The following is a 22,711-nucleotide window of genomic DNA, read 5'->3' as shown; positions in this document are numbered from 1 at the left end:
CCATATACGGGCTTCCATTCGGTGTTTTTCTTTTGGAAATCATAAGCACACTGCCTTGGATAGTTTTACCAATTATACTATAGATACTGAATAGAAAGAATTAAAAAGCAACTGTACGAACGGGTTTCCGTCCGCACAGTTGCTTTTCTTCATTTCATGAACTTTTTCAGCGGCCTCCTATGTTAGTCGGACGTTTATTGTGTATTACTTTGTAATCATCTGTTCTTCCTGCACACCAGGCCACATCTGTTTCGTATACGCCATGTCCCAGAACATATACTCATAACGAGTCGTATTAAGGAAAATCTCCTCTAGCCTCGCTAGTTCCGATTCAGGTTTACCTTCTGCAGTTTCATCCATTAATTCTAAGCACCAAGTAGCCAACTCACCAAAGTCCTCCGATGAATACATGCGAATCCAGTCACCATACAATGGATGATCCAACGCTCCTGGTAACGCAACAAGCTCTTTGCCTATCTCCCAGTAACTCCACGCACAAGGCAATAATGCAGCGACTACTTCTGCTAAAGAACCGTTTTGACTAACATGTAGCATATAGTGCGTATACGCTAGGACAATTGGAGACGGCTTGGCATTCTCGAGCTCTTCTTCGGTAATGCCAAAGCGCGCCGCATATTTACGATGAAGCTCCATTTCTGTGTTTAATGTGCCGTTAAGCAACGCAGCGAATTTCCCCATCATCTCTACATCGGTCGCTTTCATAGTGCCTACAGCAAACACTTTCGCATAATCAATTAAGTATAAATAGTCTTGCACCATATAAAATCGAAAATTATCCGGATCCAACGTCCCATTTCCAATTTCTTGGACAAACGGATGACTATGATTCTGTCTCCAAATCGGTAATGTTTTCTCTAATAAACGCTCAGTGAACTTCATGTATACTCTCCCCTTTTTTCTTAATAAATGAAAAAACCACTTCTTGACCAGAAGTGGCGGAGAGACGTCACAAAGCACTTAACTAAGCTACGTAACATCTGCACCACTTCCTTACGCCGGTATGAACCGGATCAAGTTAAAGGGTTAAAGCAATATGCTTCTCTCAGCTCAACAGAGCACCCCTAGCGGTAACAACTATTTCATTTGTGTATCCATTGTAGTCATATCTTGTCGGAAAGGTCAAACGAATTGAGAGTACTTGTTGCACTACATACAACACTTCCATTGGCAACAGATCTTAAATAGATCTTTTCCAATCGACTACATCTATTTCGGCAGATTTCATGTAGTGTCCATTCGTTATTCTAAATGTTCGTTTAGCTTCTTCTGAACATCTTCTTCTATTTTTTTCACGCGCTCTTCTTTTAGTTTACGTCGTGGTTTAGGATGAAACCACTCAACTTCGCCATTAATAAATGTGCCTTTAAATTCTTCGCCTTGAATCTTCAATTTAAATAACTGAAGTGGCCGAGTTTGATTATTGCTAATCGAACGTTCGATCTCAATATCATCCGCTTCATTTCTAATCCCTTGCTCGGATAACAGTTCCAAAACTTTATCCTCTATGGCATTTACTTCTTCTTCACCAACGTCTTGCTTAGGGTGTGGATTAAGCCATTGGATTTTACCATCATGATAGTCTGCTTTGTAATTGCGACCTTCTATGATGAGCTTAAACTGAATTCGCTCGTACTGCCTGTCTTCAAAAACTTTTTCCACTTCAAAGTCATCTACCACAGGAAACACCTCCAAAAATAGTATCCATTCTTTTTTTATTAAATAGCTCATCTTACTTCATCAACAATACTAATTCAAGCAACCTAGCTCATAGTTTAATTTCCCATCATTTTTGCTACTTATAAATTCCTTATCATACTGAAATTTAAATTCAAATATATCTCAGCAATAGTTTGTTGTCAAATCAATTCATGTTCTGACATATTTTATGGAATTCGGAAATACGGTTAAAAAATTGGTGATCACAGTCATCTTACATGTCGTCTACTCAATTACTCCTTTGTTCCTTGCAAAGAATGCCAAATATACATTTGTATAACGATTTATTGTAGCCTCTGTTAATCCACTCGAGTGTTGGAGCCAATACACCCAAAAACTCCTATAATTTGCTTAGTTTGACGGAGAGGCCAAAGCCCATAAAATGCCGCAGCTCGTATGTATAATAATACCCTAATTTCTGTGTTTCAATCATCGGAAATGACACTCTACCTATTTCGCTTGTCTGGTACCTTAGTTGTTCGAACACACTCCAATCTGCGAACTTCAAATCATATTGAATTATAAAATCTTCTTCAATACTATTCATACATAGTAATTTGTATAGTACTAACAAAATTCTTAGAAAAAGCCCGACAACTCTTTTGAATTGTCGGGCTGTCTTTAGTACTTCCTTAAAAAACTTGGTTTCGGTTGATTCCATTCATCGCTAATCACGTGGTGGCAGACTGAAATAATCCGTTCTATAACTTGTGTATAGTTTGCCAATATGCGAATGGTGAAGCCCGGAACAGCAAGCTTGGATAATCCAAATGCAAATTCTCCAGTCTCTTGTTGAATCGTTTCATATAATCGATCCAATAGCGCATCACTCGTTTTTTCTCCAACGACAATTAACGAACCTAAATGTGTATATCCTTCCATAAATCCTAACTCATTCATGTCTTGGGATGCTGGATGAAGTTTAATATGATCAAAGACAACAAGTTGACCTTCCATATAAATCTCCGTTTTCAAACGGAGCATGTCGTAGCTGAATTTTCTTCCTTCCGGTGACCAACCTGGAGTCAATATATCAGAATACAGAAAAGTTGCTCCCTTTTCCATATACACACTATTTTTCTGATAACAACTGGCATCTTCGTATGCAATCAGTGCATCCGGTAAGTACTCTAAATAACTGTCTTTTTTCAGATGAAAGACGGTCTCTTGGTATACTTGCTTGGTCGGCGTTTTATATACTTTCGTCGCTGACTGAGTCGTCAACGTTAGCATTGCCTGTTCACCCAGTGTGACTTTCATTTGATACCGATCACCATCTAAATAACCACCGCCAGGATTCAATAAGTAATAGCATGGATAACTATTCTTATTGAAATAGACGGGACGCATTACTTTAAATGCGCCTTGAAAGTAGACACTTTTCGCCACGGAGCGGCCTAGCCGATTTTCCATGACGAGGTCAAGAACACCTGTCCATTCAGACATCTTGTCCTAGTCCTTTTAACAACGCATGCTTCCTGACCCACTCTACTACTTCATCTAGTCCCTGATCATCTTTTAAATTAGTAAAAAAGAACGGTTTATTCCCTCTAAATATTTTCGTGTCAGATTCCATTACCTCAAGTCTTGCCCCGACATATGGTGCCAAATCTGTTTTGTTAATAATAAACAAATCAGATTTAATCATTCCTTGTCCACCTTTACGTGGGATTTTTTCACCTTGCGCCACGTCAATTATATAAATGGAAAAGTCTACGAGTTCCGGACTAAACGTAGCTGCTAGGTTATCGCCGCCACTCTCTACAAAAATCAACTCGACGTCGGGATGCTTTTCCTTCAGTTCATTAATTGCTGCGAAGTTCATCGAGGCATCTTCACGAATCGCCGTATGTGGGCAGCCTCCAGTTTCCACACCTACAATACGGTCTTCAGGAAGAATACCGTTCGCTACTAAAAATTTAGCATCTTCTTTCGTATATATATCATTAGTAATGACTGCCATACTCACTTCGCCATCTAAAGCGCGTGTGAGTTTTTCGACAAGCATTGTTTTTCCTGCACCAACTGGTCCACCGACACCTATTTTAATTGGTCCCATTCTAAGCACATCCTTATCATCAATTTCATTCTGTTCATTATGAACTAAAAATACGTATTCCAACACGTTCGTGTTGCATTTGTGAAAGCTCGAGTCCTGGTGATACAATACCAAACTCTTCTTGATCTAACTTCATTATTTTGTCTGTTGTTTGCTGAAGTTGTTGTTGAAAAGTATAAATAATTTTCTGTCCTGCAGTTTGTCCAAGCGGGATAGCCCGTACAGCGTTTTGCACGAGACTAACAACCGTCGAGTATAAATAATATAAAATCGTTGTATTCTTTTCTACTTGTAAGTGATGTCCAATCATCGTAAAAACAATAGCGGGATGGCCAAAAGCTTGTTTATCACGAATTTTCTGCGTGTAGGTAGATAATACCGGTATTTTGTAAATGGATTCTGCAATATCTAACATCCTATCGCCCATACGCTGTGTCCCATCGCGGGATTCGCGGGCAAGATTCTGCACAGTCAATATGCGATCCAGTTCCCAAATCTTATCAAGTTCATTCATATCCAATGCATCATAAGCGAGTCTAACAGCTAAGCCGTCTGCATATGCAAGCTGTTCATGCACATAGACATTTAACCACTCAGAAAATGTATTAGCATCGATAACCTTGTCGTTCTGGATATAAGTTTCTAGCCCGAATGATTGACTAAAAGAGCCTATGGGAAAACTAGAATCGCATAGCTGTAACAAGGATAATGCATGGTTAGTCATGGCTATGCCCAATATGACGGAAAGCCTTTGCAACTTTTCGCTCTTCTCTCTTGAATGGAATATCCATTTCTCGCAGCAAATCTTCAACTAAATAATCATATTGCACGAGCATATCTTCATCCTCAAATTGCGCAGGTAAATGACGATTTCCAAGTTGATGAGCAATCGTTCCCATTTCAAGCATCGTCCGCGGGCTAATAATAATTAAATCATCAGAAAGGACATCAACCAAAATAATATTCTTATCATCCATAAACAGAATGTCTCCCGCTTCCAAATCACGCGGGCTATTTAATCGAATACCAATTTCACGTCCATGATCGGTTTCTACGCGTTGAATTCTCTTCATTAAATGTGCACTTTCTAAGTACACTTTCTCTTTATGACGACTTTCATACTCACTTGGATCTAAATCCCTGACGTTCATTAAGACTTCTTCTATAATCATTTTCTTCACCTCAGAATAGGAAATAGCGTTGCCCCATTGGCACTTCGTCAACTGGGTCGCATGTTATATGCTTTCCATCGATTTTTACTTCATACGTTTGTGGATCTACTTCAATATGTGGCGTAGCTGTATTTAACTTCATATCTTTTTTTGTAAGACTCCGTATATTACGGACAGGGAGTACCACTTTTTCAAGTCCAAGCTTCTCTTTGATTCCTTGATCATATGCGATCTGCGAAACAAATGTAATGGAACTTTGCGACAGTGCTTTCCCGAGCGTGGCATACATCGGGCGATAAATCATTGGTTGCGGTGTAGGAATCGTTGCATTCGCATCGCCCATTAAGCTAAAGACCGCCATTCCACTTTTCAAGATCATCTCCGGTTTGACTCCAAAGAACTTCGGATCCCACAAGACAAGGTCCGCTATTTTCCCAATTTCAATTGAACCGATATACTCCGATACGCCATGAGCAATAGCAGGATTGATCGTATATTTAGCGACATAGCGTTTTACCCGATTATTATCCGAATACTCACTGTCACCTTCCATGACCCCAAGTTGCTTTTTCATTTTATGAGCTACTTGCCATGTACGAAGTGCAACTTCACCGATACGGCCCATCGCCTGAGAATCGGAGCTTGTCATACTAAAGACACCCAAGTCTTGTAAAACATCTTCCGCAGCAATCGTTTCGTTACGGATGCGTGAATCCGCAAATGCGATATCTTCTGGCACGGATGGATTTAAGTTATGGGCAACCATGACCATATCCAAATGCTCGTCAATCGTATTAATCGTATACGGCAATGTCGGATTGGTAGAAGCCGGCAACACATTCATCATACCTGCAGATTTAATTAAATCGGGAGCATGTCCGCCTCCTGCACCTTCCGTATGGTACATATGGATACCACGACCATCAATCGCTTTAATCGTATCTTCAAAAAATCCCGATTCATTTAATGTATCCGCGTGAAGTGCGACTTGTACATCATATTCATCAGCAATTCGTAATGCATGATCAAGAACGGATGGTGTCGCCCCCCAATCTTCATGGACTTTCAAACCAATCGCTCCAGCAATTATTTGTTCCGCTAAGGGAGCTCCCGCAGCCGCATGCCCTTTACCTGTTAAACCAATATTGATTGGTTGTCCATCTAAAGCCTTAAGCATTGAATGAAGATGCCAAGCACCCGGTGTGGCAGTCGTAGCTCTAGAACCATCTCCTGGTCCAGCTCCACCGCCGATTAATGTGGTTGTCCCAGCCGTAAGTGCAACATCTACTTGCGCAGGATTAATGAAATGTACGTGCGTATCAATTGCACCAGCCGTAATAATCTTACCTTCTCCCGAAATAATTTCAGTGGAAGCTCCAATAATAATATCTACTTTGTCTTGAACAAGCGGATTACCTGCTTTACCAATACCTGAAATTTTACCGTCACGAATTGCTAGGTCAGCTTTATATATCCCCGTATAGTCAAGAACGATAACATTCGTAATGACTGTATCAGGGACTCGTTCATCTTCTTCGCGCGTAATGAATGGATGTTGCCCCATTCCATCACGAATGACTTTCCCACCACCAAACACAACTTCTTCTCCGTATTTAGTAAAATCTTTTTCAATTTGGATGAATAAATTTGTATCTGCTAGTCGAACAGAGTCTCCAGTTGTCGGCCCGAACATTTGAGCATATTGCTCTCTATCCATTTTAAAACTCATTTCGTATTCCCGCCTTCCAATGGTCCGTCTACTTTATTATGAAATCCGTAAACTTCTCTTTCTCCAGCATAGTCAATTAGCTGCACTTCTTTTTCATCACCCGGTTCAAAACGAACAGCAGCACCTGCCGGTATATTGAGGCGTTTACCGTACGTCACTTCCCGATCAAAATTCAGGGCAAGATTTACTTCATAGAAATGGTAATGAGAACCGACTTGGATGGGTCTGTCACCATGATTAATAACTTGTACATGTATACTTTCTGCGCCTTCATTACAGATGATCGGTTCATCTTTTAAAATATATTCGCCTGGTATCATCGTTGTCTCCCCTTTCTTTTTATAAACAATCTATCTTATCGGATTATGCACTGTGACCAACTTCGTCCCATCCGGGAATGTTGCCTCAACTTGAATATCATCGATCATTTCTGGAATACCATCCATTACATCTTCACGGGATAAAATTGTCGCACCATAAGCCATAAGTTCTGCTACTGTTTTACCATCTCTGGCACCTTCCATCACTTCATATGTAATAAGAGCCATTGCTTCTGGATGATTCAATTTAAGCCCTCGTTCCCTTCGTCTTCTGGCAACGTCTGCAGCAACAACAATCATTAATTTATCAATTTCGCGCGGTAGTAATCGCATTGTTCAACCTCCTAAAATAATATATTGCAGTAAACTTTTATCTCCAAATAAGTTAAAACTGTTGAATATTCTATAAAGTGTAAAAACTTATGTCAGCCTACTTTACACTTTCAATCGTTCCACACATTTTTATTCATTCATACAGTTCAATTGGACTAAAACGAGTATGAATAGAAAAATACAACTTGTCACAGTTTACCCAAATGCAAGTTAGCATAAACGTCACCTGTATAACACTTTTCTGACAAATGATTATTGTTATTTGAAGAAATGGTTTCTTTCTAGTTAGCTCTAATTTCGAATCATATAAATAGGTAACGAGATGTTTATTAAATGGTCTAGTCGCAGTTGAATCGTTAATGACTCATTACATCAGGGGGTGATATGTGAGTCTCTCAAATATCTTGAACAACTGGATATGAAGGGTGGTCTACTTTCCTTATCACAAAGTTTTAGAAAGTAATTTGGAGTTACTGCTACTAATTTATTGTACAGTTTCTCGGTGAAGATTCAAGTGTTCCCGCTTACGAAAGGAGCTGACAAGTTATCTACTTACAAAAGTACAACTAAAACAGATTTTATTGCAGTTAAAATGCTTAAATCACATCTCGTCATATAGTCATTTGGTATAAAGAAATTCACATATGATAAGTGATGCGAAGTATGATAAATTAGCAAACCGATACCCATAGAGCTTGCAGTGTTTACTGCACAACTAGTAGTAAATTTTCATCCCCAAATACAGCATACTAGACGTAAAAAAGCCCTTCTCATAAAATAATGAGAAGAGCTTTTGAAAAAACAAATTAACGTTTTGAGAACTGAGGTGCACGACGAGCGCCGCGAAGACCTGGTTTCTTACGTTCCTTCATACGTGGGTCACGTGTTAGGAATCCTGCTGATTTAAGTGCTGCACGGAAATCAGGATCTACAGTAAGCAATGCACGAGCAACGCCGTGACGGATTGCGCCTGCTTGACCTGTGTAACCTCCACCGTTAACGTTAACGTGGATATCATAGCTTCCAAGTGTTTCCGTTGTAACTAGTGGTTGTTTAATGATTTCACGAAGTGTTTCGAATGGTACGTAGTCCTCTACGTCACGATTATTGACGACAATTTTGCCTTCGCCAGGAATTAGACGTACACGAGCTACTGAACTTTTACGACGGCCAGTGCCGATATATTGTACTTGTGCCAAGTGGGTTTCCTCCTCTTAATTAACCGCGAAGCTCGAAAGCTTCTGGTTTTTGTGCGATATGCTGATGCTCTGGACCAGCGTATACATGTAATTTCTTAATTGTTTGACGACCTAGAGGACCGTTTGGAAGCATTCCTTTAATCGCAAGTTCAAGCATTTTTACAGGGTAGTTAGTACGCATCTCAAGAGCAGTACGTGACTTAAGGCTACCTGTGTAACCAGAGTGACGGTGGTATAATTTATCTTTCAATTTATTACCTGTCAAATGGATTTTTTCAGCGTTGATGATGATGACGTGATCACCTGTATCAACATGTGGTGTAAACGTCGGTTTATGTTTACCGCGTAAAAGAGTTGCAACTTCTGAAGCAAGACGACCAAGCGTTTGTCCTTCAGCGTCGACAACTAGCCATTTACGTTCGACTTCGTGACCTTTAGCCATGAATGTTGTGCGCATATTGTATTTCCTCCTAAAATATCAAATCTGTTCCCTTGTTTTCTCTATCCCTAAACACAAATAAACTTCCGGGGCTTGTTTGTGGGGTTATTGAAATACCATTTATCATGTTACCCTTTATTGTCAATAAAGTCAAGCGTTTTTATGAATACACCAGGATTAGTTGCCATGAGTTCAATAAGTAACTTCTAGTAAGTACAAACCGTGTGCTGCCGCTGTCTTCCCTGCTCTTTGACGATCTCTCGCCTCGAGAATTTTCTGGATATCTTCTGGCTCGTCCCAACCAATACCGACCGCCAGCAAAGCACCCGCAATCGTCCGGACCATATTGTAAAGAAATCCATCACCTTCCACTTCAAGAATCAGTTCATCTTGATGACGTTCAAGTGTTAGTTTTCGGATCGTACGGACTTTATTCGCAGTAGCAGTCTTCGCCGAACAGAAACTTGTGAAATCATGTGTGCCGATTAAATAGGCAGCACCTGCATTCATTCGTTCTACATCTGGATTCCATCTACCTAAATGGACAGCAAAATTACGTTCGAATGGACTTTGTAATTCTCCATAGGACCATTTATATCGATACGTTTTACCTTTTGCACCGTAACGCGCATGGAATTCTTCAGACACCTGTTCAATCGCAGTTATGCGTACGTCTTTAGGTAGAAGCACATTTAATGCCATCAGCCATCGATCACCTAAATCAAGAGGTGTGTCAAAATGGATAACCTGACCTAACGCATGAACACCAGCATCGGTTCGTCCGCTTGCTACTGCGTGTGATGTAGAATCTTTATGCAATTTAACAAGTGCCTTATCGATCTCTGCTTGAACTGTCCGCATGCCTGGCTGAGATTGATAGCCAGCAAAGTTCGTACCGTCATACGAAACAGTCGCTTTCATTCGTTTCAATTTATTCACTTCCTTACCCATAGCAATACACCTACTAATAGCACAAAAGCGATTAGGACAGCAGTATCCCTCATATGCCAAGACAGCTGACGGAACCTTGTGCGACCTTCCCCACCACGGTAACCACGCACTTCCATTGCAATTGCCAAATCTTCTGCACGCTTAAATGCACTAACAAATAGCGGTACAAGCAAAGGAATGACTGCCTGTACCCGTTCTTTGATGGAACCGGTACTTAAATCAGATCCTCTTGCTAGTTGTGCCTTTAATATTTTATCTGTTTCGTCCATAAGAGTTGGAATGAAACGTAGAGAAATGGACATCATCAACGCTAATTCATGTACGGGCAATTTCAGCTTTTTAAACGGATTGAGTAGTGTTTCCAATCCATCCGTAATTGAGATCGGTGAAGTGGTTAACGTCAATACTGTCGTAATCAAAACAAGGACCAAAAATCGGATGGATATGAATATACCCATTCGCAATCCTTCTTCATAAATTTTAATAAACTTCCATTCAAATATAATGGGTCCTTCGCGTGTGAAGAAAATATGTAATAAAAGAGTAAAAATGATTAAAAAGATGACCGGTTTCAACCCGTTGATTAGAAAATATGGTCTGATTCTAGCAAGTGCAATGACAAACGCCGTGAAACCAAGCAAAATGGCATAAGACACTACGTTATTAGCCAAGAACACTGCTACTACAAACAGAAAGACAAAGAGTAATTTGGAACGCGGATCCATACGATGCACAATAGATGTACCGGGAATAAAACGGCCAATAATCATTTTTTCTAACATGGCCGCTCCCCTTTTCTTGCAATGGCTTTTGCTAGTTCTTGCGCCAATACTTCTTCCGTAAGTGCAATACGATCAAAACGCTGTCCACTCATCCTTTCTACTTCACGTTGAAAACGCACAGAACGCGGGACGCTGAGTCGAAATGAATGGAGTTCCTCTTCCAGACTATATATATCTTCAGGCGTCCCTTCCATCACGGCTGTCCCCTCATGCATCACCAGAATCCGATCACTGTAGCGTGCGGCGTCTTCCATACTATGTGTAACGAGGATAGTCGTTAAACTCTCTGTCTTATGCAAATGATGGAACAACTCCATAATTTCTTTACGACCTTTAGGGTCTAGCCCTGCTGTCGGCTCGTCAAGGACTAAGACAGACGGTTTGAACGCAAGGACACCTGCAATGGCAACACGCCGCATTTGACCTCCTGATAGCTCAAAAGGAGACTTTTGCAACACATCTTCAGGCAGACCTAAAAGCTTTACTAGTTCATGTGCGCGAGACCTTGCTACCTCTTTCGGCACACCAAAATTGATAGGACCGAACATAATATCTTTTTCAACTGTCTCTTCAAATAACTGATGTTCAGGAAACTGAAACACAATCCCTACTTGGTGTCGAACTTCTTTCATCTGCTTACCTTTAGTCTGTGCAGTAATCATCGTGTCACCTATTTTGACAATACCCTCAGACGGCTTTAGCAAACCATTCAAATGAAGCAATAATGTCGATTTCCCTGATCCTGTATGACCAATGATTGACGTATAAGAACCTGAAGGGATTGTAGCTGTCACGTCCTGCAAGGCACGTTTCTCAAACGGTGAATCTTTAGCGTATAAGTAGCCTACTTGCTGAAGTGAAATGTCCACAATTCATTCACCAACTCTTCTTCTGTCATATGATTGCTTTCCAACTCTACGCCAGCTATTTTTAATAACTCAGAAACACGTAAAGCAAACGGCAGATCGAGTCCAACCTTTTCAAGTTCAGTACCTTGTTGAAAGATTTCCTGCGGTGTACCTACCATCAAGACTTGTCCTTCATTCATAACCAATATACGATCTGCCAATAACACTTCTTCCAAGTCATGCGTAATGGATAACACAGTCAGTCCGATTTCAGACCGTAATTTCTTGACGATCTCGATTACTTCTTCACGTCCTTGGGGATCCAACATGGAAGTGGCTTCATCTAGAATAAGCAGTTCAGGATGCAAAGCTAATGCACCTGCAATCGCCACACGCTGCTTCTGCCCACCTGAGAGATGATGCGGCTCATGATTGATGTATTCGGTCATCTTCACCTGCTCCAGAGCCTCATGAACACGTTTTACCATCATGTCGTGTGGTACGCCATTGTTTTCAAGTGCAAATGCTACATCATCCTGCACCGTTGAACCGACAAACTGGTTATCAGGGTTCTGAAAGACAATGCCCATACGAGAACGTGTCTCCCAAAGATTATCTTCTGATAGTCGTTCAGAAAAGAGATGTACTTCACCTGACGAAGGAAACATCAAGCCAATCAATAGCTTGGCCAACGTCGACTTACCAGAACCGTTATGTCCTACAACTGCCAGCCATTCTCCTTCATACAAAGTGAAAGATATATCATGTAATGCTTTAGTTGACATAAGCGAAGATTCCTCTTCTTCAATCTCGTAAGAAAAGTCAACGTGGTGCATCGACGCTATTTCCTTCATCTGGATTCCTCCTCTTAAATGTTGTTATGAATCACTATAATTCTTATGTACTCCATTATTCTTATGTATAAAAAAAAAGCGCGTACCTCATCTAAGGAATGCGCCTTTGAAAACGAAAATGCCGGGTGCTCATGCCGACATCTCAGATGAGGTACGTAGAGCTAGACCAGTCGATTACTCGCGGATCATAACACTCAGCTTTTATGTCGTATAAATCTCGTACTTGTAATAAAAGGGTGTGCTGTGCGTGACAGACACACCCTCGAAGTGTTGGAATTACACCAGTTCGATAATAACTACTGGTGCGCCATCGCCACGGCGAGGTCCCATTTTCATTATACGTGTATAACCGCCTTGGCGATCTGCATAACGTGGTGCTACTGTATCAAAAAGTTTTTGAAGTGCAAACACTGTTGCTTCTTCGCCTTCTGCGTTTTCAACAGTCACCTTTTCACGACGAATATATTCAGCCGCTTGACGACGTGCATGAAGATCTCCACGTTTTCCAAGAGTGATCATCTTTTCAACTACTTTACGTAATTCTTTCGCACGTGTTTCAGTTGTCTGGATGCGCTCGTGAATAATAAGATCTGTCGTTAAGTCGCGAAGCATTGCTTTACGTTGTGAACTTGTGCGTCCAAGTTTTCTGTATCCCATTTGAAGTTACCCTCCTTCAATATATGTCAGTTACTCTTCAGAGCGTAACTCAAGGTTTAGCTCATCCAATTTAGCCTTCACTTCTTCAAGCGATTTACGGCCTAAGTTTCGCACTTTCATCATTTCGTCTTCAGACTTGTTAGCAAGTTCTAAAACCGTATTGATGCCTGCACGCTTCAAGCAGTTATAAGATCGAACAGAAAGATCAAGTTCTTCAATCGTCATTTCCAGAACCTTTTCTTTTTGGTCTTCTTCTTTTTCTACCATGATTTCTGCAGTTTGTGCTTCGTCAGTCATACCAACGAATATATTCAAATGCTCTGTAAGAATCTTAGCTCCAAGCGATACTGCCTCTTTAGGACCTATGCTTCCATCTGTCCATACATCGAGTGTCAACTTATCAAAGTTGGTACTTTGTCCGACGCGAGTGTTTTCAACTTGGAAATTAACGCGTGATACAGGAGTGTAAATCGAGTCAATTGGAATCACACCAATCGCTAGATCCTCACGTTTGTTTTGATCGGAAGGAACATATCCGCGTCCACGTACAGCATACATACGCATACGTAAATGTCCATTTTTACCGAGAGTAGCAATCGGGAGATCTGGATTTAATACTTCAACATCACTATCATGTGTGATGTCTGCAGCCGTCACGACGCCTTCACCTTTCACATCGATCTCAATAACTTTCTCATCATCTGAGTAAATTTTGAGTGCTAGTTTCTTCACATTCAAAATAACTGTAGATACGTCTTCGACGACACCTTCAATTGTAGCGAATTCATGAAGTACACCATCGATTTGAATAGATGTCACAGCAGCTCCTGGTAATGAAGACAAGAGAATGCGGCGCAAGGAATTCCCTAAGGTATTTCCATATCCACGCTCTAAAGGTTCGATAATAAACTTACCGAACTGTGAATCTTCACCGATCGTTACTGTTTCAATCTTTGGTTTTTCAATCTCGATCATTTATTTACCCTCCTCAAAACGTCTCTATATTGGTTTAACCTTATTGAATTCACTGATAATAGATAGTCTATTTCAACAGTATTAACAAAAATTGTCTTTCTTAATCCAATAGATTCAAACCGATTATACGCGACGACGTTTTGGCGGGCGACAACCATTGTGTGGAACTGGAGTTACGTCTCTGATTGCAGTAACTTCAAGACCTGCAGCTTGTAGTGAACGGATAGCCGCTTCACGACCAGCACCTGGGCCTTTAACTGTTACTTCCAATGATTTCAAACCATGTTCCATTGCTGTTTTCGCTGCAGTTTCAGCAGCCATTTGTGCAGCAAACGGAGTAGATTTACGGGAACCTCTAAAGCCAAGTGCACCAGCGCTAGACCATGAAAGTGCATTACCGTGGCTATCCGTGATAGTTACGATAGTGTTATTGAACGTTGAACGGATATGTGCAATACCAGTCTCAATATTCTTTTTTACACGACGTTTACGAGTTTGTTGTTTACGTGCCATGTTGGAAAGAACCCTCCTTTACCTATTATTTTTTCTTGTTAGCCATTGTGCGTTTAGGACCCTTACGCGTACGTGCATTGTTTTTCGTGTTTTGTCCACGAACAGGCAATCCACGACGGTGACGGATTCCACGGTTACTACCGATTTCCATCAAACGCTTGATGTTTAGAGAAGTTTCACGACGAAGATCTCCTTCTACTTTCAAGCCGTCAATTTGTTCATGAATCTTATCAAGTTCAGCGTCAGTTAAATCACGAACGCGAGTCTCTTGAGAAATATCAGCTGCAGTTAAAATTGATTGTGCAGTTGTTTTACCAATACCGAATATATATGTCAATGAAATGACAACGCGCTTATCGCGCGGAACGTTTACACCAGCAATACGTGCCATATAAGTTGTGCACCTCCTTGTGTTTTAGCCTTGTCTTTGTTTATGCTTTGGATTTTCACAGATTACCATTACCCGGCCGCGTCTACGAATAACTTTACATTTTTCGCAGATCGGTTTTACAGATGGTCTTACTTTCATCCTACCCAACCTCCTTCAATATTTCGGGAGTGCAAAAGTTTATTTGAAACGGTATGTGATACGACCACGTGTTAAATCGTAAGGTGAAAGTTCCAATGTCACCTTGTCGCCTGGCAGAATACGAATAAAGTGCATACGAATTTTACCTGACACGTGTGCAAGCACAGTATGTCCGTTTTCTAACTCCACTTTAAACATCGCATTCGGCAACGTTTCAAGAACAGTTCCTTCTACCTCAATTACGTCGTCCTTCGCCATCAATCCTGTCTCCCTTCTATATCCAATAAAGGCTTTCACCATCGAGCGGCATCAGTTGCCTTCAAAAGGCTTCCTTCAACATATGTCCAGTTAGCATGAGTGATGTTCGAAAGACGTCTGCCACATTTCGCTGTTTCGCATAAATTGCGAATGAGATCCTTTATTGCCCTCGTTGCAGTGCCAATTATATATTATACTGCCATTGGCAATAGAATGCATGTCAGAACTACCAAGGAATTAATGATAAACTCTCATTTATCTTATAACAGGAACTTAAAGCTTTTGCAGTTCGTTTTCATCCATTACTTTCCGAACAATGATGAAGATGCGCCCGAAAAGGATTGATTACTTTTTATGCTGTTGCAAAATTGCATCCAAGTCCTTGAATACAAGATTAATGTCCTGTTGGCCATTAATTTTAGTCAGTACACCTTTTTCGCCATAAAAGTCGAGTAAAGGAGCTGTCTGATTCATATTTACTTCCAGACGATTCATGACAGTATCCGGATTATCATCTGCACGCTGGTAAAGTTCGCCACCATCTTTATCACACACATCTTCTACCTCTGGAGGATTGAAGATCAAGTGATACGATGTGCCACACACTTTACAAATACGACGCCCAGATAATCGTGCAACTAATTCTTGCGTATCGACTTCGATGTCCAATACGTACTCAATGCTTTTTCCTAAATCCTTAAGTAAAGCATCTAGTGCTTCAGCTTGAGGTACTGTTCTAGGAAAACCATCAAGAAGAAATCCATTGTCACAATCCGTTTTGCTTAAACGCTCACGCACGATACCAATGGTAACTTCATCAGGAACTAATGCTCCTTGATCCATGAACGATTTCGCTTTAACTCCAAGTTCCGTGCCATCTTTGATGGCAGCACGGAACATATCGCCTGTAGAAATATGAGGGATTCCGTACTTCTCGACAATTTTGTCTGCTTGTGTACCTTTACCAGCACCAGGCAGACCCATTAATACGATGTTCATACGTCCTTGCCCTCCGTTTGTTTACAATAGGTCAGGCTATTGCTTTTTATTTCATAAAGCCTCTGTAATGTCTCTTCACTAATTGTGATTCTAATTGCTTCATTGATTCGAGGGCAACCCCTACTACGATGAGCAAGCTCGTTCCGCCGATTTGAGCGGATTCAGGCAAATTCGCCAAGTTAATGAAGAAAATTGGCATAACTGCTACGACGGCAAGAAAAATCGAGCCGACGAACGTCAGCCTATACAGAGTACTTGTTAAGTACTTTTGAGTGTTTGCTCCTGGGCGAATTCCCGGGATATATGCCCCTTGCTTTTTCAGATTGTCTGCCATATTTTCTGGATTCACTTGAATGAATGCATAGAAATACGTAAACGCGACAATAAGTGTTACATATAAAATCATACCGATCGGATTCGTATAATCGAAGATCCGAATAATAGTTTTAGTTACACTGTTCTCACCGAAAAATGGAGCGATTTGTTGTGGCGTGATGAAGAATGCCACCGCAAAGATTACCGGGATAACTCCTGCAGCATTCAATTTCAAAGGTAAATGTGTTTGTTGACTTGCAACAGATTGATTACGTCCTGAGACACGCTTCGCATATTGAATCGGAATTTTCCGCAATGCTTCTTGGAAGTAAATAACTCCGACTACAATGGCTACGATTACGATCAATAACAAGACCATCGTTGCAATTCTAATAAATAGTGCATCTCCAGCGTCTTGAATTTGCGTTACATACAACTGGTTAACAGCATTCGGAATGCCGGCGACAATCCCTGCAAAGATAATGATGGAAATACCATTCCCAACACCTTTTGCAGTAATTTGTTCACCAAGCCATAGTAGGAAAGCTGTACCGGCAGTCAATACAATTGCAATTGTGATATAAGTGGATATGCTGTTGTCTTGAATCAGTGTACCACCAAACGTTTGGTTGAAACCAAATGACATGGCAAGTGCTTGAATAAAGGCAAGAACAATCGTGAAATATCTTGTGAATTGTGCAAGCTTTCGTCTTCCGACGTCCCCTTGTTTTGACCACTCAGTAAACTTTGGAACAACATCCATCTGCAAGAGTTGTACAATGATGGATGCCGTGATATACGGCATTATCCCCATTGCAAAGATCGAGAAGTTGGATAATGCTCCTCCACCGAATGTGTTCAAGAATCCGATAAACTGATTATCTGATTGTTGCAAAGCAGTTGCATCAACGTTTGGAACCGGAACAAATGTCCCTAGTCTGAAAACGATGAGCACTAGGAGGGTGAAAATTATTTTAGACCGGATCTCCTTCACACGCATGAAATTAGAGATTGTCTGAAACATTATACCACCTCTGTTTGCCCGCCTGCTTTTTCAATTGCTTCTTTTGCAGAAGCGGAGAATTTGTTAGCACGTACTGTGATCTTCTTATCAAGTGTTCCGTTACCCAGAATCTTGATACCAGATTTAGCGTTGCTTACAACACCAGTCTCAATTAGCAATTCCGGTGTTACTTCCGTGCCTTCTTCGAAACGATTTAATGTATCGAGGTTAACGATGGCATAATCTTTACGATTGATGTTCGTGAACCCGCGCTTAGGAAGTCGTTGGAAAAGAGGAATTTGTCCACCTTCGAAACCAAGACGTACACCGCCGCCTGAACGAGCGTTTTGGCCGTCATGACCTCTACCAGAAGTCTTACCTGTTCCAGATCCAATCCCACGACCAACACGTTTGCGGTTTCTACGAGATCCTTCAGCTGGTTTTAGCTCATGTAATTTCATCTTATCGGCACCTCCTTATTGTAAAATAGTACTTAAATTTCTTTAACGGTTACCAAGTGGCTAACTTTTGTGATCATACCACGGATGGCATCGTTGCTTTGATGCTCAACTGTTTGATTTAACTTTCGAAGACCTAGTGCTTCAATTGTTTTACGTTGTGTCGGTTTTGAACCAATAACACTTTTCGTAAGGGTGACTTCAAGTTTGTTCGTCATTGTATTTCCCCCCTTAACCTAACAGTTCTTCTACGGATTTACCACGCAATTTGGCAATGTCTTCTGCGCGCTTCAAATTCTGCAACCCTTCGATTGTTGCACGTACCATATTGATCGGTGTGCTTGATCCAAGAGATTTAGAAAGAATATCCGTGATGCCTGCAAGTTCAAGTACCGCACGGACAGGTCCACCTGCGATAACACCAGTACCCGGAGCAGCTGGTTTGATGAGGATTTGTCCTGCACCAAAGCGTCCGATTACTTCATGTGGAGTTGTACCTTTGACCATTGGCACTACAATCAAGTTTTTCTTCGCATCTTCAATTGCTTTACGGATTGCATCTGGAACTTCTTGTGCTTTACCAGTACCAAAACCGACACGACCGTTTTTATCACCGACTACGACAAGTGCAGTGAAGCGGAAACGACGTCCACCTTTTACAACTTTCGCAACGCGGTTGATCGTTACTACGCGTTCTTCGAACTCACTTTTGTTCTGATCATTACGACGCATGAAATATGTCCCTCCCTCTTAATTAAAATTCCAGTCCATTTTCGCGTGCAGCATCGGCTAATGCTTTTACACGGCCGTGGAAAAGATATCCGCCGCGGTCGAAAACAACCGTTTTAACGTCTTTTTCAACAGCTTTCTTTGCAATAAGCTCGCCGACTTTAGCTGCAGATTCAGTGTTGCCAGTAGAGCCAGTCTCAACATCGTTATCTCTTGTAGAAGCGCTAACGATTGTTACACCATTCAAATCATCAATCAATTGTGCATAGATGTGTTTGTTTGAACGGTAAACGTTTAGACGTGGACGCTCTGCAGTTCCGCTGATTTTCGTACGCACACGTGCGTGACGCTTTTTACGGACAGCGTTTTTATCTTGTTTCGTGATCATCGGAGTCACTCCTTCCAAATACCTCGGGCGGTATTATTTACCTGTTTTACCTTCTTTACGACGAACAATTTCGCCTTCATAACGAATACCTTTACCTTTATATGGCTCTGGTGGACGTACTTGACGGATGTTAGAAGCAAGAGCACCTACGTGTTCTTTGTTGTATCCGCGAACGATTATTTTCGTGTTCGCTGGAACTTCAACTTCTACACCTTCTTCTGGTGTGAATTCAACTGGATGTGAGTAACCTACGTTCAATACAAGTTTTTTCCCTTGCATAGAAGCACGATATCCAACCCCAACCAATTCAAGTGTGCGTTCAAATCCTGTAGATACTCCCACTACCATGTTGTTAAGTACAGAGCGTGTAGTACCGTGAATTGAACGGTGAGCTTTTGATTCAGAAGGACGAGTAAATGTAATTACATTACCTTCGTGAGTGATCGTAATTTCTTTATCTAATTGTCTCGAAAGTTCACCTTTCGGACCTTTAACAGTAGCGAAGTTTCCCTCTGAAATTGTTACAGTAACGTTTTCAGGGACTTCGATCTGACGATTACCAATACGGGACATTCTATTGCACCTCCATTCAATTGTAGCTAATTACCAAACGTAAGCGACGACTTCTCCGCCGACTTGTTTAGCGCGGGCTTCTTTGTCTGTTAATACACCGTTTGATGTAGAAACTAGTGCAACACCTAAGCCGTTAAGTACTTTAGGAACTTCATTTGATTTAGCATATACACGAAGTCCTGGTTTAGAAATACGTTTCAAGCCATTGATAACGCGTTCGTTATCTTGACCGTATTTTAGGAAAATGCGGATGATGCCTTGTTTGTTATCTTCCACGTATTCCACATCGCGAACGAAACCTTCTCGTTTTAAGATCTCAGCGATTTCTTTCTTTACGTTTGAAGCAGGTACCTCAAGCTTCTCGTGGCGAACCATGTTCGCATTACGGATGCGTGTAAGCATATCTGCAATCGGATCACTCATTGTCATTTGAATTAACCTCCTTCCCTAATTAGGGGTTTACCAGCTGGCTTTTTTGACGCCAGGAAGTTGTCCCTTGTATGCAAGTTCGCGGAAACAAATACGGCAAAGTTTAAATTTGCGATATACTGAATGTGGACGGCCACAACGTTCGCAGCGTGTATATTCTTGTACTTTGTACTTTGGCGTACGTTTCTGTTTAGCGATCATAGATTTCTTAGCCACGTTTTCGCCTCCCTATTATTTTACTTTTGGAATGGCATGCCACACTGTGCAAGCAACTCACGTGCTTCTTCATCAGTGTTAGCTGTCGTCACGATGACGATATCCATCCCTCGTACTTTTGATACTTTATCGAAGTCAATTTCAGGGAAAATAAGTTGCTCTTTCACACCAAGAGTATAGTTACCGCGACCGTCAAACGCTTTTTTAGAAACGCCACGGAAGTCACGTACACGTGGTAATGAGATTGTAACTAATTTATCGAGGAACTCATACATGCGCTCACCGCGAAGCGTTACTTTAGCTCCGATCGGCATTCCTTCACGTAAACGGAATCCTGCGATAGATTTTTTCGCTTTCGTAATGACTGGTTTTTGACCTGAAATAGTTGCAAGATCCTCAACAGCTGCATCAAGTGCTTTTGTATTTTGGACAGCATCACCAACACCCATGTTGATAACGATTTTATCTACTTTAGGAACTTGCATAACAGATGTATATTCAAACTTGCTCATTAGAGCAGGTGTGATTTCTTTAGAAAACTTCTCTTTCAAACGACTCATCAGTCGGACCTCCTTTCATGCAATACTTACTTATCCAATGATTCACCGGATTTTTTTGCAATACGTACTTTTTTACCGTCTTCCATTTTGTAACCTACACGAGTCGGCTCGCCTGTTTTAGGATCGATTACCATCACGTTTGAGACGTGGATTGTAGACTCTTGGCTTACAATTCCGCCCTGTGGGTTTTCTTGGTTCGGCTTTGTGTGTTTCTTGACGATATTAATACCTTCAACAAGCACACGGTCTTTTTTCGGGTAAGCAGTTAGGATCACACCTGTTTTGCCTTTATCTTTCCCAGAGATCACCATTACTTTGTCGCCTTTTTTAACGTGCATTTATCGCACCTCCTTGACTGGCTCTGTCATTAGAATTAAAGAACTTCTGGAGCAAGTGAAATGATTTTCATGAAGTTATTGTCGCGTAGTTCGCGAGCAACTGGTCCGAAAATACGTGTTCCACGTGGCCCTTTATCATCACGGATAATAACGCAAGCATTCTCATCGAATGTAATGTATGAACCGTCTTTACGACGAACTCCACTTTTCGTACGAACGATGACCGCTTTAACAACGTCACCCTTCTTAACAACGCCACCTGGTGTTGCCTTCTTAACCGTAACAACAACTACGTCACCGATGTTAGCTACTTTACGACCTGATCCGCCTAGTACTTTAATTGTTAGTACTTCGCGTGCACCAGAGTTGTCAGCAACTTTCATTCTACTTTCCTGTTGAATCATCGAGGTTACCTCCTTCCGAAATCTGAGTTAAAAACCTATTAGATGATGATCGCTTTTTCAACGACTTCTAGAAGACGGAAACGCTTAGTTGCTGATAATGGACGTGTTTCCATAATACGAACAACATCGCCGATTTTCGCTTCGTTTAGCTCATCATGAACTTTAAGTTTCTTAGAATACTTTACACGCTTACCGTATAAAGAATGTTTTTTGTATGTTTCTACCATTACCGTAACGGTTTTATCCATTTTATCGGAAACCACACGGCCTGTGTATACTTTGCGCTGATTACGCTCAGTCATGGCTGCAACCTCCTTCATCAGTTATTTGCACTGATTTCTCTTTGTCGTATTACAGTTTTCATGCGCGCAATCGATTTGCGTACTTCACGGATGCGTGCAGTGTTTTCTAATTGACCTGTCGCTAACTGGAAGCGAAGGTTGAAAAGCTCTTCTTTAAGTGATTTCACTTTTTGCTCAATCTCTGCAGTTGTTAAGTCACGAATTTCATTAGCTTTCATTAGACTCACCACCAATTTCTTGTCGTTTTACAAACTTGCTTGTTACAGGAAGTTTGTGCGATGCAAGTCTAAGTGCCTCACGAGCAACCTCTTCTGAAACACCTGCAATTTCGAACATTACTCTACCAGGTTTCACAACTGCAACCCAGCCTTCTACAGCACCTTTACCGGAACCCATCCGGACTTCTAGAGGCTTTTTAGTATATGGTTTGTGCGGGAAAATATTGATCCATACTTTACCGCCACGTTTCATGTAACGAGTCATAGCAATACGAGCAGATTCAATCTGACGGTTAGTGATCCAACTTGCTTCTAGAGCTTGAAGACCAAACTCACCAAACTGAACTGTAGCGCCACCTTTTGTTTCACCACGCATTTTCCCACGGAATACACGACGATGTTTTACACGTTTAGGCATTAACAT

The 22,711-nt window shown here is 41.2% G+C and carries 36 protein-coding genes and 1 riboswitch; all 36 genes read right to left on the bottom strand.

Features of this window, described 5'->3' with window-relative positions; translation table 11 throughout:
* Positions 1 to 204 precede the first annotated feature (204 nt).
* The gene (gene tenA / locus CSV70_RS03350; protein ID WP_099629218.1) at positions 205 to 900 is read right to left on the bottom strand and encodes a thiaminase II; all 696 of its coding nucleotides are present in this window, start codon (positions 898 to 900) and stop codon (positions 205 to 207) included.
* A gap of 91 nt (positions 901 to 991) precedes the next feature.
* Positions 992 to 1,094, bottom strand: a riboswitch (TPP riboswitch).
* Positions 1,095 to 1,260: 166 nt separating this feature from the next.
* Positions 1,261 to 1,698, bottom strand: a complete 438-nt coding sequence (locus CSV70_RS03345; RefSeq protein WP_232319233.1) for a YheE family protein — start codon at positions 1,696 to 1,698, stop codon at positions 1,261 to 1,263.
* 660 nt (positions 1,699 to 2,358) lie between these two features.
* Positions 2,359 to 3,183, bottom strand: coding sequence for an urease accessory protein UreD (locus CSV70_RS03335; RefSeq protein ID WP_099629217.1), 825 nt, complete (start codon positions 3,181 to 3,183; stop codon positions 2,359 to 2,361).
* Positions 3,176 to 3,796 (bottom strand): urease accessory protein UreG, encoded by a 621-nt coding sequence (gene ureG, locus CSV70_RS03330; protein ID WP_085131991.1) that lies wholly within the window; start codon positions 3,794 to 3,796, stop codon positions 3,176 to 3,178. Before ureG ends, CSV70_RS03335 begins: the two co-directional genes overlap by 8 nt.
* Positions 3,797 to 3,833: 37 nt before the next feature.
* Complete coding sequence (locus CSV70_RS03325; RefSeq protein ID WP_085131992.1) at positions 3,834 to 4,520, bottom strand: urease accessory protein UreF; 687 nt, start codon at positions 4,518 to 4,520, stop codon at positions 3,834 to 3,836.
* On the bottom strand, positions 4,513 to 4,968 hold the full coding sequence (gene ureE, locus CSV70_RS03320) for an urease accessory protein UreE (RefSeq protein WP_085131993.1): 456 nt from the start codon (positions 4,966 to 4,968) through the stop codon (positions 4,513 to 4,515). Before ureE ends, CSV70_RS03325 begins: the two co-directional genes overlap by 8 nt.
* Positions 4,969 to 4,978: 10 nt before the next feature.
* Complete coding sequence (ureC, locus tag CSV70_RS03315; protein WP_085131994.1) at positions 4,979 to 6,697, bottom strand: urease subunit alpha; 1,719 nt, start codon at positions 6,695 to 6,697, stop codon at positions 4,979 to 4,981.
* Positions 6,694 to 7,017: an urease subunit beta gene (locus CSV70_RS03310; RefSeq protein ID WP_085131995.1), complete on the bottom strand. Its 324-nt coding sequence runs from the start codon at positions 7,015 to 7,017 to the stop codon at positions 6,694 to 6,696. Before CSV70_RS03310 ends, ureC begins: the two co-directional genes overlap by 4 nt.
* 30 nt (positions 7,018 to 7,047) lie before the next feature.
* Entirely contained in the window at positions 7,048 to 7,350 is a 303-nt protein-coding gene (locus CSV70_RS03305; RefSeq protein WP_085131996.1) for an urease subunit gamma, read from the bottom strand.
* Between the two features lie 806 nt (positions 7,351 to 8,156).
* Positions 8,157 to 8,549 carry a 30S ribosomal protein S9 gene (rpsI, locus tag CSV70_RS03300; protein ID WP_085131997.1) on the bottom strand — a complete coding sequence of 131 codons (393 nt, stop codon included), beginning with the start codon at positions 8,547 to 8,549 and terminating at the stop codon, positions 8,157 to 8,159.
* A 19-nt stretch (positions 8,550 to 8,568) separates the two neighbouring features.
* Entirely contained in the window at positions 8,569 to 9,006 is a 438-nt protein-coding gene (rplM, locus tag CSV70_RS03295) for a 50S ribosomal protein L13 (RefSeq protein WP_085131998.1), read from the bottom strand.
* A 174-nt stretch (positions 9,007 to 9,180) separates the two neighbouring features.
* A complete protein-coding gene (truA, locus tag CSV70_RS03290) occupies positions 9,181 to 9,918 on the bottom strand; it encodes a tRNA pseudouridine(38-40) synthase TruA (protein ID WP_099629219.1) in 738 nt (245 codons plus the stop codon).
* A gap of 5 nt (positions 9,919 to 9,923) precedes the next feature.
* Complete coding sequence (locus CSV70_RS03285) at positions 9,924 to 10,721, bottom strand: energy-coupling factor transporter transmembrane component T family protein (protein ID WP_099629216.1); 798 nt, start codon at positions 10,719 to 10,721, stop codon at positions 9,924 to 9,926.
* The gene (locus CSV70_RS03280; RefSeq protein ID WP_085132000.1) at positions 10,715 to 11,590 is read right to left on the bottom strand and encodes an energy-coupling factor ABC transporter ATP-binding protein; all 876 of its coding nucleotides are present in this window, start codon (positions 11,588 to 11,590) and stop codon (positions 10,715 to 10,717) included. Before CSV70_RS03280 ends, CSV70_RS03285 begins: the two co-directional genes overlap by 7 nt.
* Positions 11,566 to 12,423 carry an energy-coupling factor ABC transporter ATP-binding protein gene (locus tag CSV70_RS03275; RefSeq protein ID WP_099629215.1) on the bottom strand — a complete coding sequence of 286 codons (858 nt, stop codon included), beginning with the start codon at positions 12,421 to 12,423 and terminating at the stop codon, positions 11,566 to 11,568. The genes CSV70_RS03280 and CSV70_RS03275 overlap by 25 nt, the downstream gene beginning before the upstream one ends.
* A gap of 276 nt (positions 12,424 to 12,699) precedes the next feature.
* A complete protein-coding gene (gene rplQ, locus CSV70_RS03270; protein WP_085132002.1) occupies positions 12,700 to 13,080 on the bottom strand; it encodes a 50S ribosomal protein L17 in 381 nt (126 codons plus the stop codon).
* A 30-nt stretch (positions 13,081 to 13,110) separates the two neighbouring features.
* Positions 13,111 to 14,055, bottom strand: a complete 945-nt coding sequence (locus CSV70_RS03265) for a DNA-directed RNA polymerase subunit alpha (RefSeq protein ID WP_029053255.1) — start codon at positions 14,053 to 14,055, stop codon at positions 13,111 to 13,113.
* A 123-nt stretch (positions 14,056 to 14,178) separates the two neighbouring features.
* Positions 14,179 to 14,568 (bottom strand): 30S ribosomal protein S11, encoded by a 390-nt coding sequence (gene rpsK, locus CSV70_RS03260; protein WP_009499031.1) that lies wholly within the window; start codon positions 14,566 to 14,568, stop codon positions 14,179 to 14,181.
* A gap of 25 nt (positions 14,569 to 14,593) precedes the next feature.
* Positions 14,594 to 14,959 (bottom strand): 30S ribosomal protein S13, encoded by a 366-nt coding sequence (gene rpsM / locus CSV70_RS03255; RefSeq protein ID WP_099679254.1) that lies wholly within the window; start codon positions 14,957 to 14,959, stop codon positions 14,594 to 14,596.
* 24 nt (positions 14,960 to 14,983) lie between these two features.
* Positions 14,984 to 15,097, bottom strand: coding sequence for a 50S ribosomal protein L36 (gene rpmJ / locus CSV70_RS03250; RefSeq protein WP_076758849.1), 114 nt, complete (start codon positions 15,095 to 15,097; stop codon positions 14,984 to 14,986).
* A gap of 39 nt (positions 15,098 to 15,136) precedes the next feature.
* Entirely contained in the window at positions 15,137 to 15,355 is a 219-nt protein-coding gene (gene infA / locus CSV70_RS03245; protein WP_029053257.1) for a translation initiation factor IF-1, read from the bottom strand.
* Positions 15,356 to 15,700: 345 nt separating this feature from the next.
* Positions 15,701 to 16,354, bottom strand: a complete 654-nt coding sequence (locus CSV70_RS03240) for an adenylate kinase (RefSeq protein WP_085132004.1) — start codon at positions 16,352 to 16,354, stop codon at positions 15,701 to 15,703.
* 46 nt (positions 16,355 to 16,400) lie between these two features.
* Positions 16,401 to 17,693 carry a preprotein translocase subunit SecY gene (gene secY / locus CSV70_RS03235; protein WP_085132005.1) on the bottom strand — a complete coding sequence of 431 codons (1,293 nt, stop codon included), beginning with the start codon at positions 17,691 to 17,693 and terminating at the stop codon, positions 16,401 to 16,403.
* Positions 17,693 to 18,133 (bottom strand): 50S ribosomal protein L15, encoded by a 441-nt coding sequence (gene rplO / locus CSV70_RS03230; protein WP_083034249.1) that lies wholly within the window; start codon positions 18,131 to 18,133, stop codon positions 17,693 to 17,695. Before rplO ends, secY begins: the two co-directional genes overlap by 1 nt.
* Positions 18,134 to 18,165: 32 nt before the next feature.
* Positions 18,166 to 18,348 carry a 50S ribosomal protein L30 gene (rpmD, locus tag CSV70_RS03225; protein WP_029053261.1) on the bottom strand — a complete coding sequence of 61 codons (183 nt, stop codon included), beginning with the start codon at positions 18,346 to 18,348 and terminating at the stop codon, positions 18,166 to 18,168.
* A 13-nt stretch (positions 18,349 to 18,361) separates the two neighbouring features.
* Positions 18,362 to 18,862, bottom strand: a complete 501-nt coding sequence (gene rpsE, locus CSV70_RS03220) for a 30S ribosomal protein S5 (RefSeq protein WP_083034251.1) — start codon at positions 18,860 to 18,862, stop codon at positions 18,362 to 18,364.
* A gap of 22 nt (positions 18,863 to 18,884) precedes the next feature.
* Complete coding sequence (gene rplR / locus CSV70_RS03215) at positions 18,885 to 19,247, bottom strand: 50S ribosomal protein L18 (protein ID WP_085132006.1); 363 nt, start codon at positions 19,245 to 19,247, stop codon at positions 18,885 to 18,887.
* Between the two features lie 33 nt (positions 19,248 to 19,280).
* Complete coding sequence (gene rplF / locus CSV70_RS03210) at positions 19,281 to 19,820, bottom strand: 50S ribosomal protein L6 (RefSeq protein ID WP_085132007.1); 540 nt, start codon at positions 19,818 to 19,820, stop codon at positions 19,281 to 19,283.
* Between the two features lie 30 nt (positions 19,821 to 19,850).
* Positions 19,851 to 20,249 carry a 30S ribosomal protein S8 gene (rpsH, locus tag CSV70_RS03205; protein ID WP_029053265.1) on the bottom strand — a complete coding sequence of 133 codons (399 nt, stop codon included), beginning with the start codon at positions 20,247 to 20,249 and terminating at the stop codon, positions 19,851 to 19,853.
* A 30-nt stretch (positions 20,250 to 20,279) separates the two neighbouring features.
* The gene (locus CSV70_RS03200; RefSeq protein ID WP_008298870.1) at positions 20,280 to 20,465 is read right to left on the bottom strand and encodes a type Z 30S ribosomal protein S14; all 186 of its coding nucleotides are present in this window, start codon (positions 20,463 to 20,465) and stop codon (positions 20,280 to 20,282) included.
* A gap of 20 nt (positions 20,466 to 20,485) precedes the next feature.
* Complete coding sequence (rplE, locus tag CSV70_RS03195; RefSeq protein ID WP_085132008.1) at positions 20,486 to 21,025, bottom strand: 50S ribosomal protein L5; 540 nt, start codon at positions 21,023 to 21,025, stop codon at positions 20,486 to 20,488.
* Between the two features lie 26 nt (positions 21,026 to 21,051).
* Positions 21,052 to 21,363 carry a 50S ribosomal protein L24 gene (rplX, locus tag CSV70_RS03190; RefSeq protein WP_029053267.1) on the bottom strand — a complete coding sequence of 104 codons (312 nt, stop codon included), beginning with the start codon at positions 21,361 to 21,363 and terminating at the stop codon, positions 21,052 to 21,054.
* A 35-nt stretch (positions 21,364 to 21,398) separates the two neighbouring features.
* Complete coding sequence (gene rplN, locus CSV70_RS03185) at positions 21,399 to 21,767, bottom strand: 50S ribosomal protein L14 (RefSeq protein ID WP_081243203.1); 369 nt, start codon at positions 21,765 to 21,767, stop codon at positions 21,399 to 21,401.
* Between the two features lie 38 nt (positions 21,768 to 21,805).
* The gene (gene rpsQ, locus CSV70_RS03180) at positions 21,806 to 22,069 is read right to left on the bottom strand and encodes a 30S ribosomal protein S17 (RefSeq protein ID WP_029053269.1); all 264 of its coding nucleotides are present in this window, start codon (positions 22,067 to 22,069) and stop codon (positions 21,806 to 21,808) included.
* A 17-nt stretch (positions 22,070 to 22,086) separates the two neighbouring features.
* Complete coding sequence (gene rpmC / locus CSV70_RS03175) at positions 22,087 to 22,287, bottom strand: 50S ribosomal protein L29 (protein ID WP_025783856.1); 201 nt, start codon at positions 22,285 to 22,287, stop codon at positions 22,087 to 22,089.
* Complete coding sequence (rplP, locus tag CSV70_RS03170) at positions 22,277 to 22,711, bottom strand: 50S ribosomal protein L16 (RefSeq protein ID WP_085132009.1); 435 nt, start codon at positions 22,709 to 22,711, stop codon at positions 22,277 to 22,279. Before rplP ends, rpmC begins: the two co-directional genes overlap by 11 nt.

Source organism: Sporosarcina sp. P25, from assembly GCF_002743235.1.
Lineage (GTDB): Bacteria > Bacillota > Bacilli > Bacillales_A > Planococcaceae > Sporosarcina > Sporosarcina ureae_B.
The sequence above is the reverse complement of the archived record's forward strand: the minus strand, read 5'-3'. Positions and strand labels throughout refer to the sequence as shown.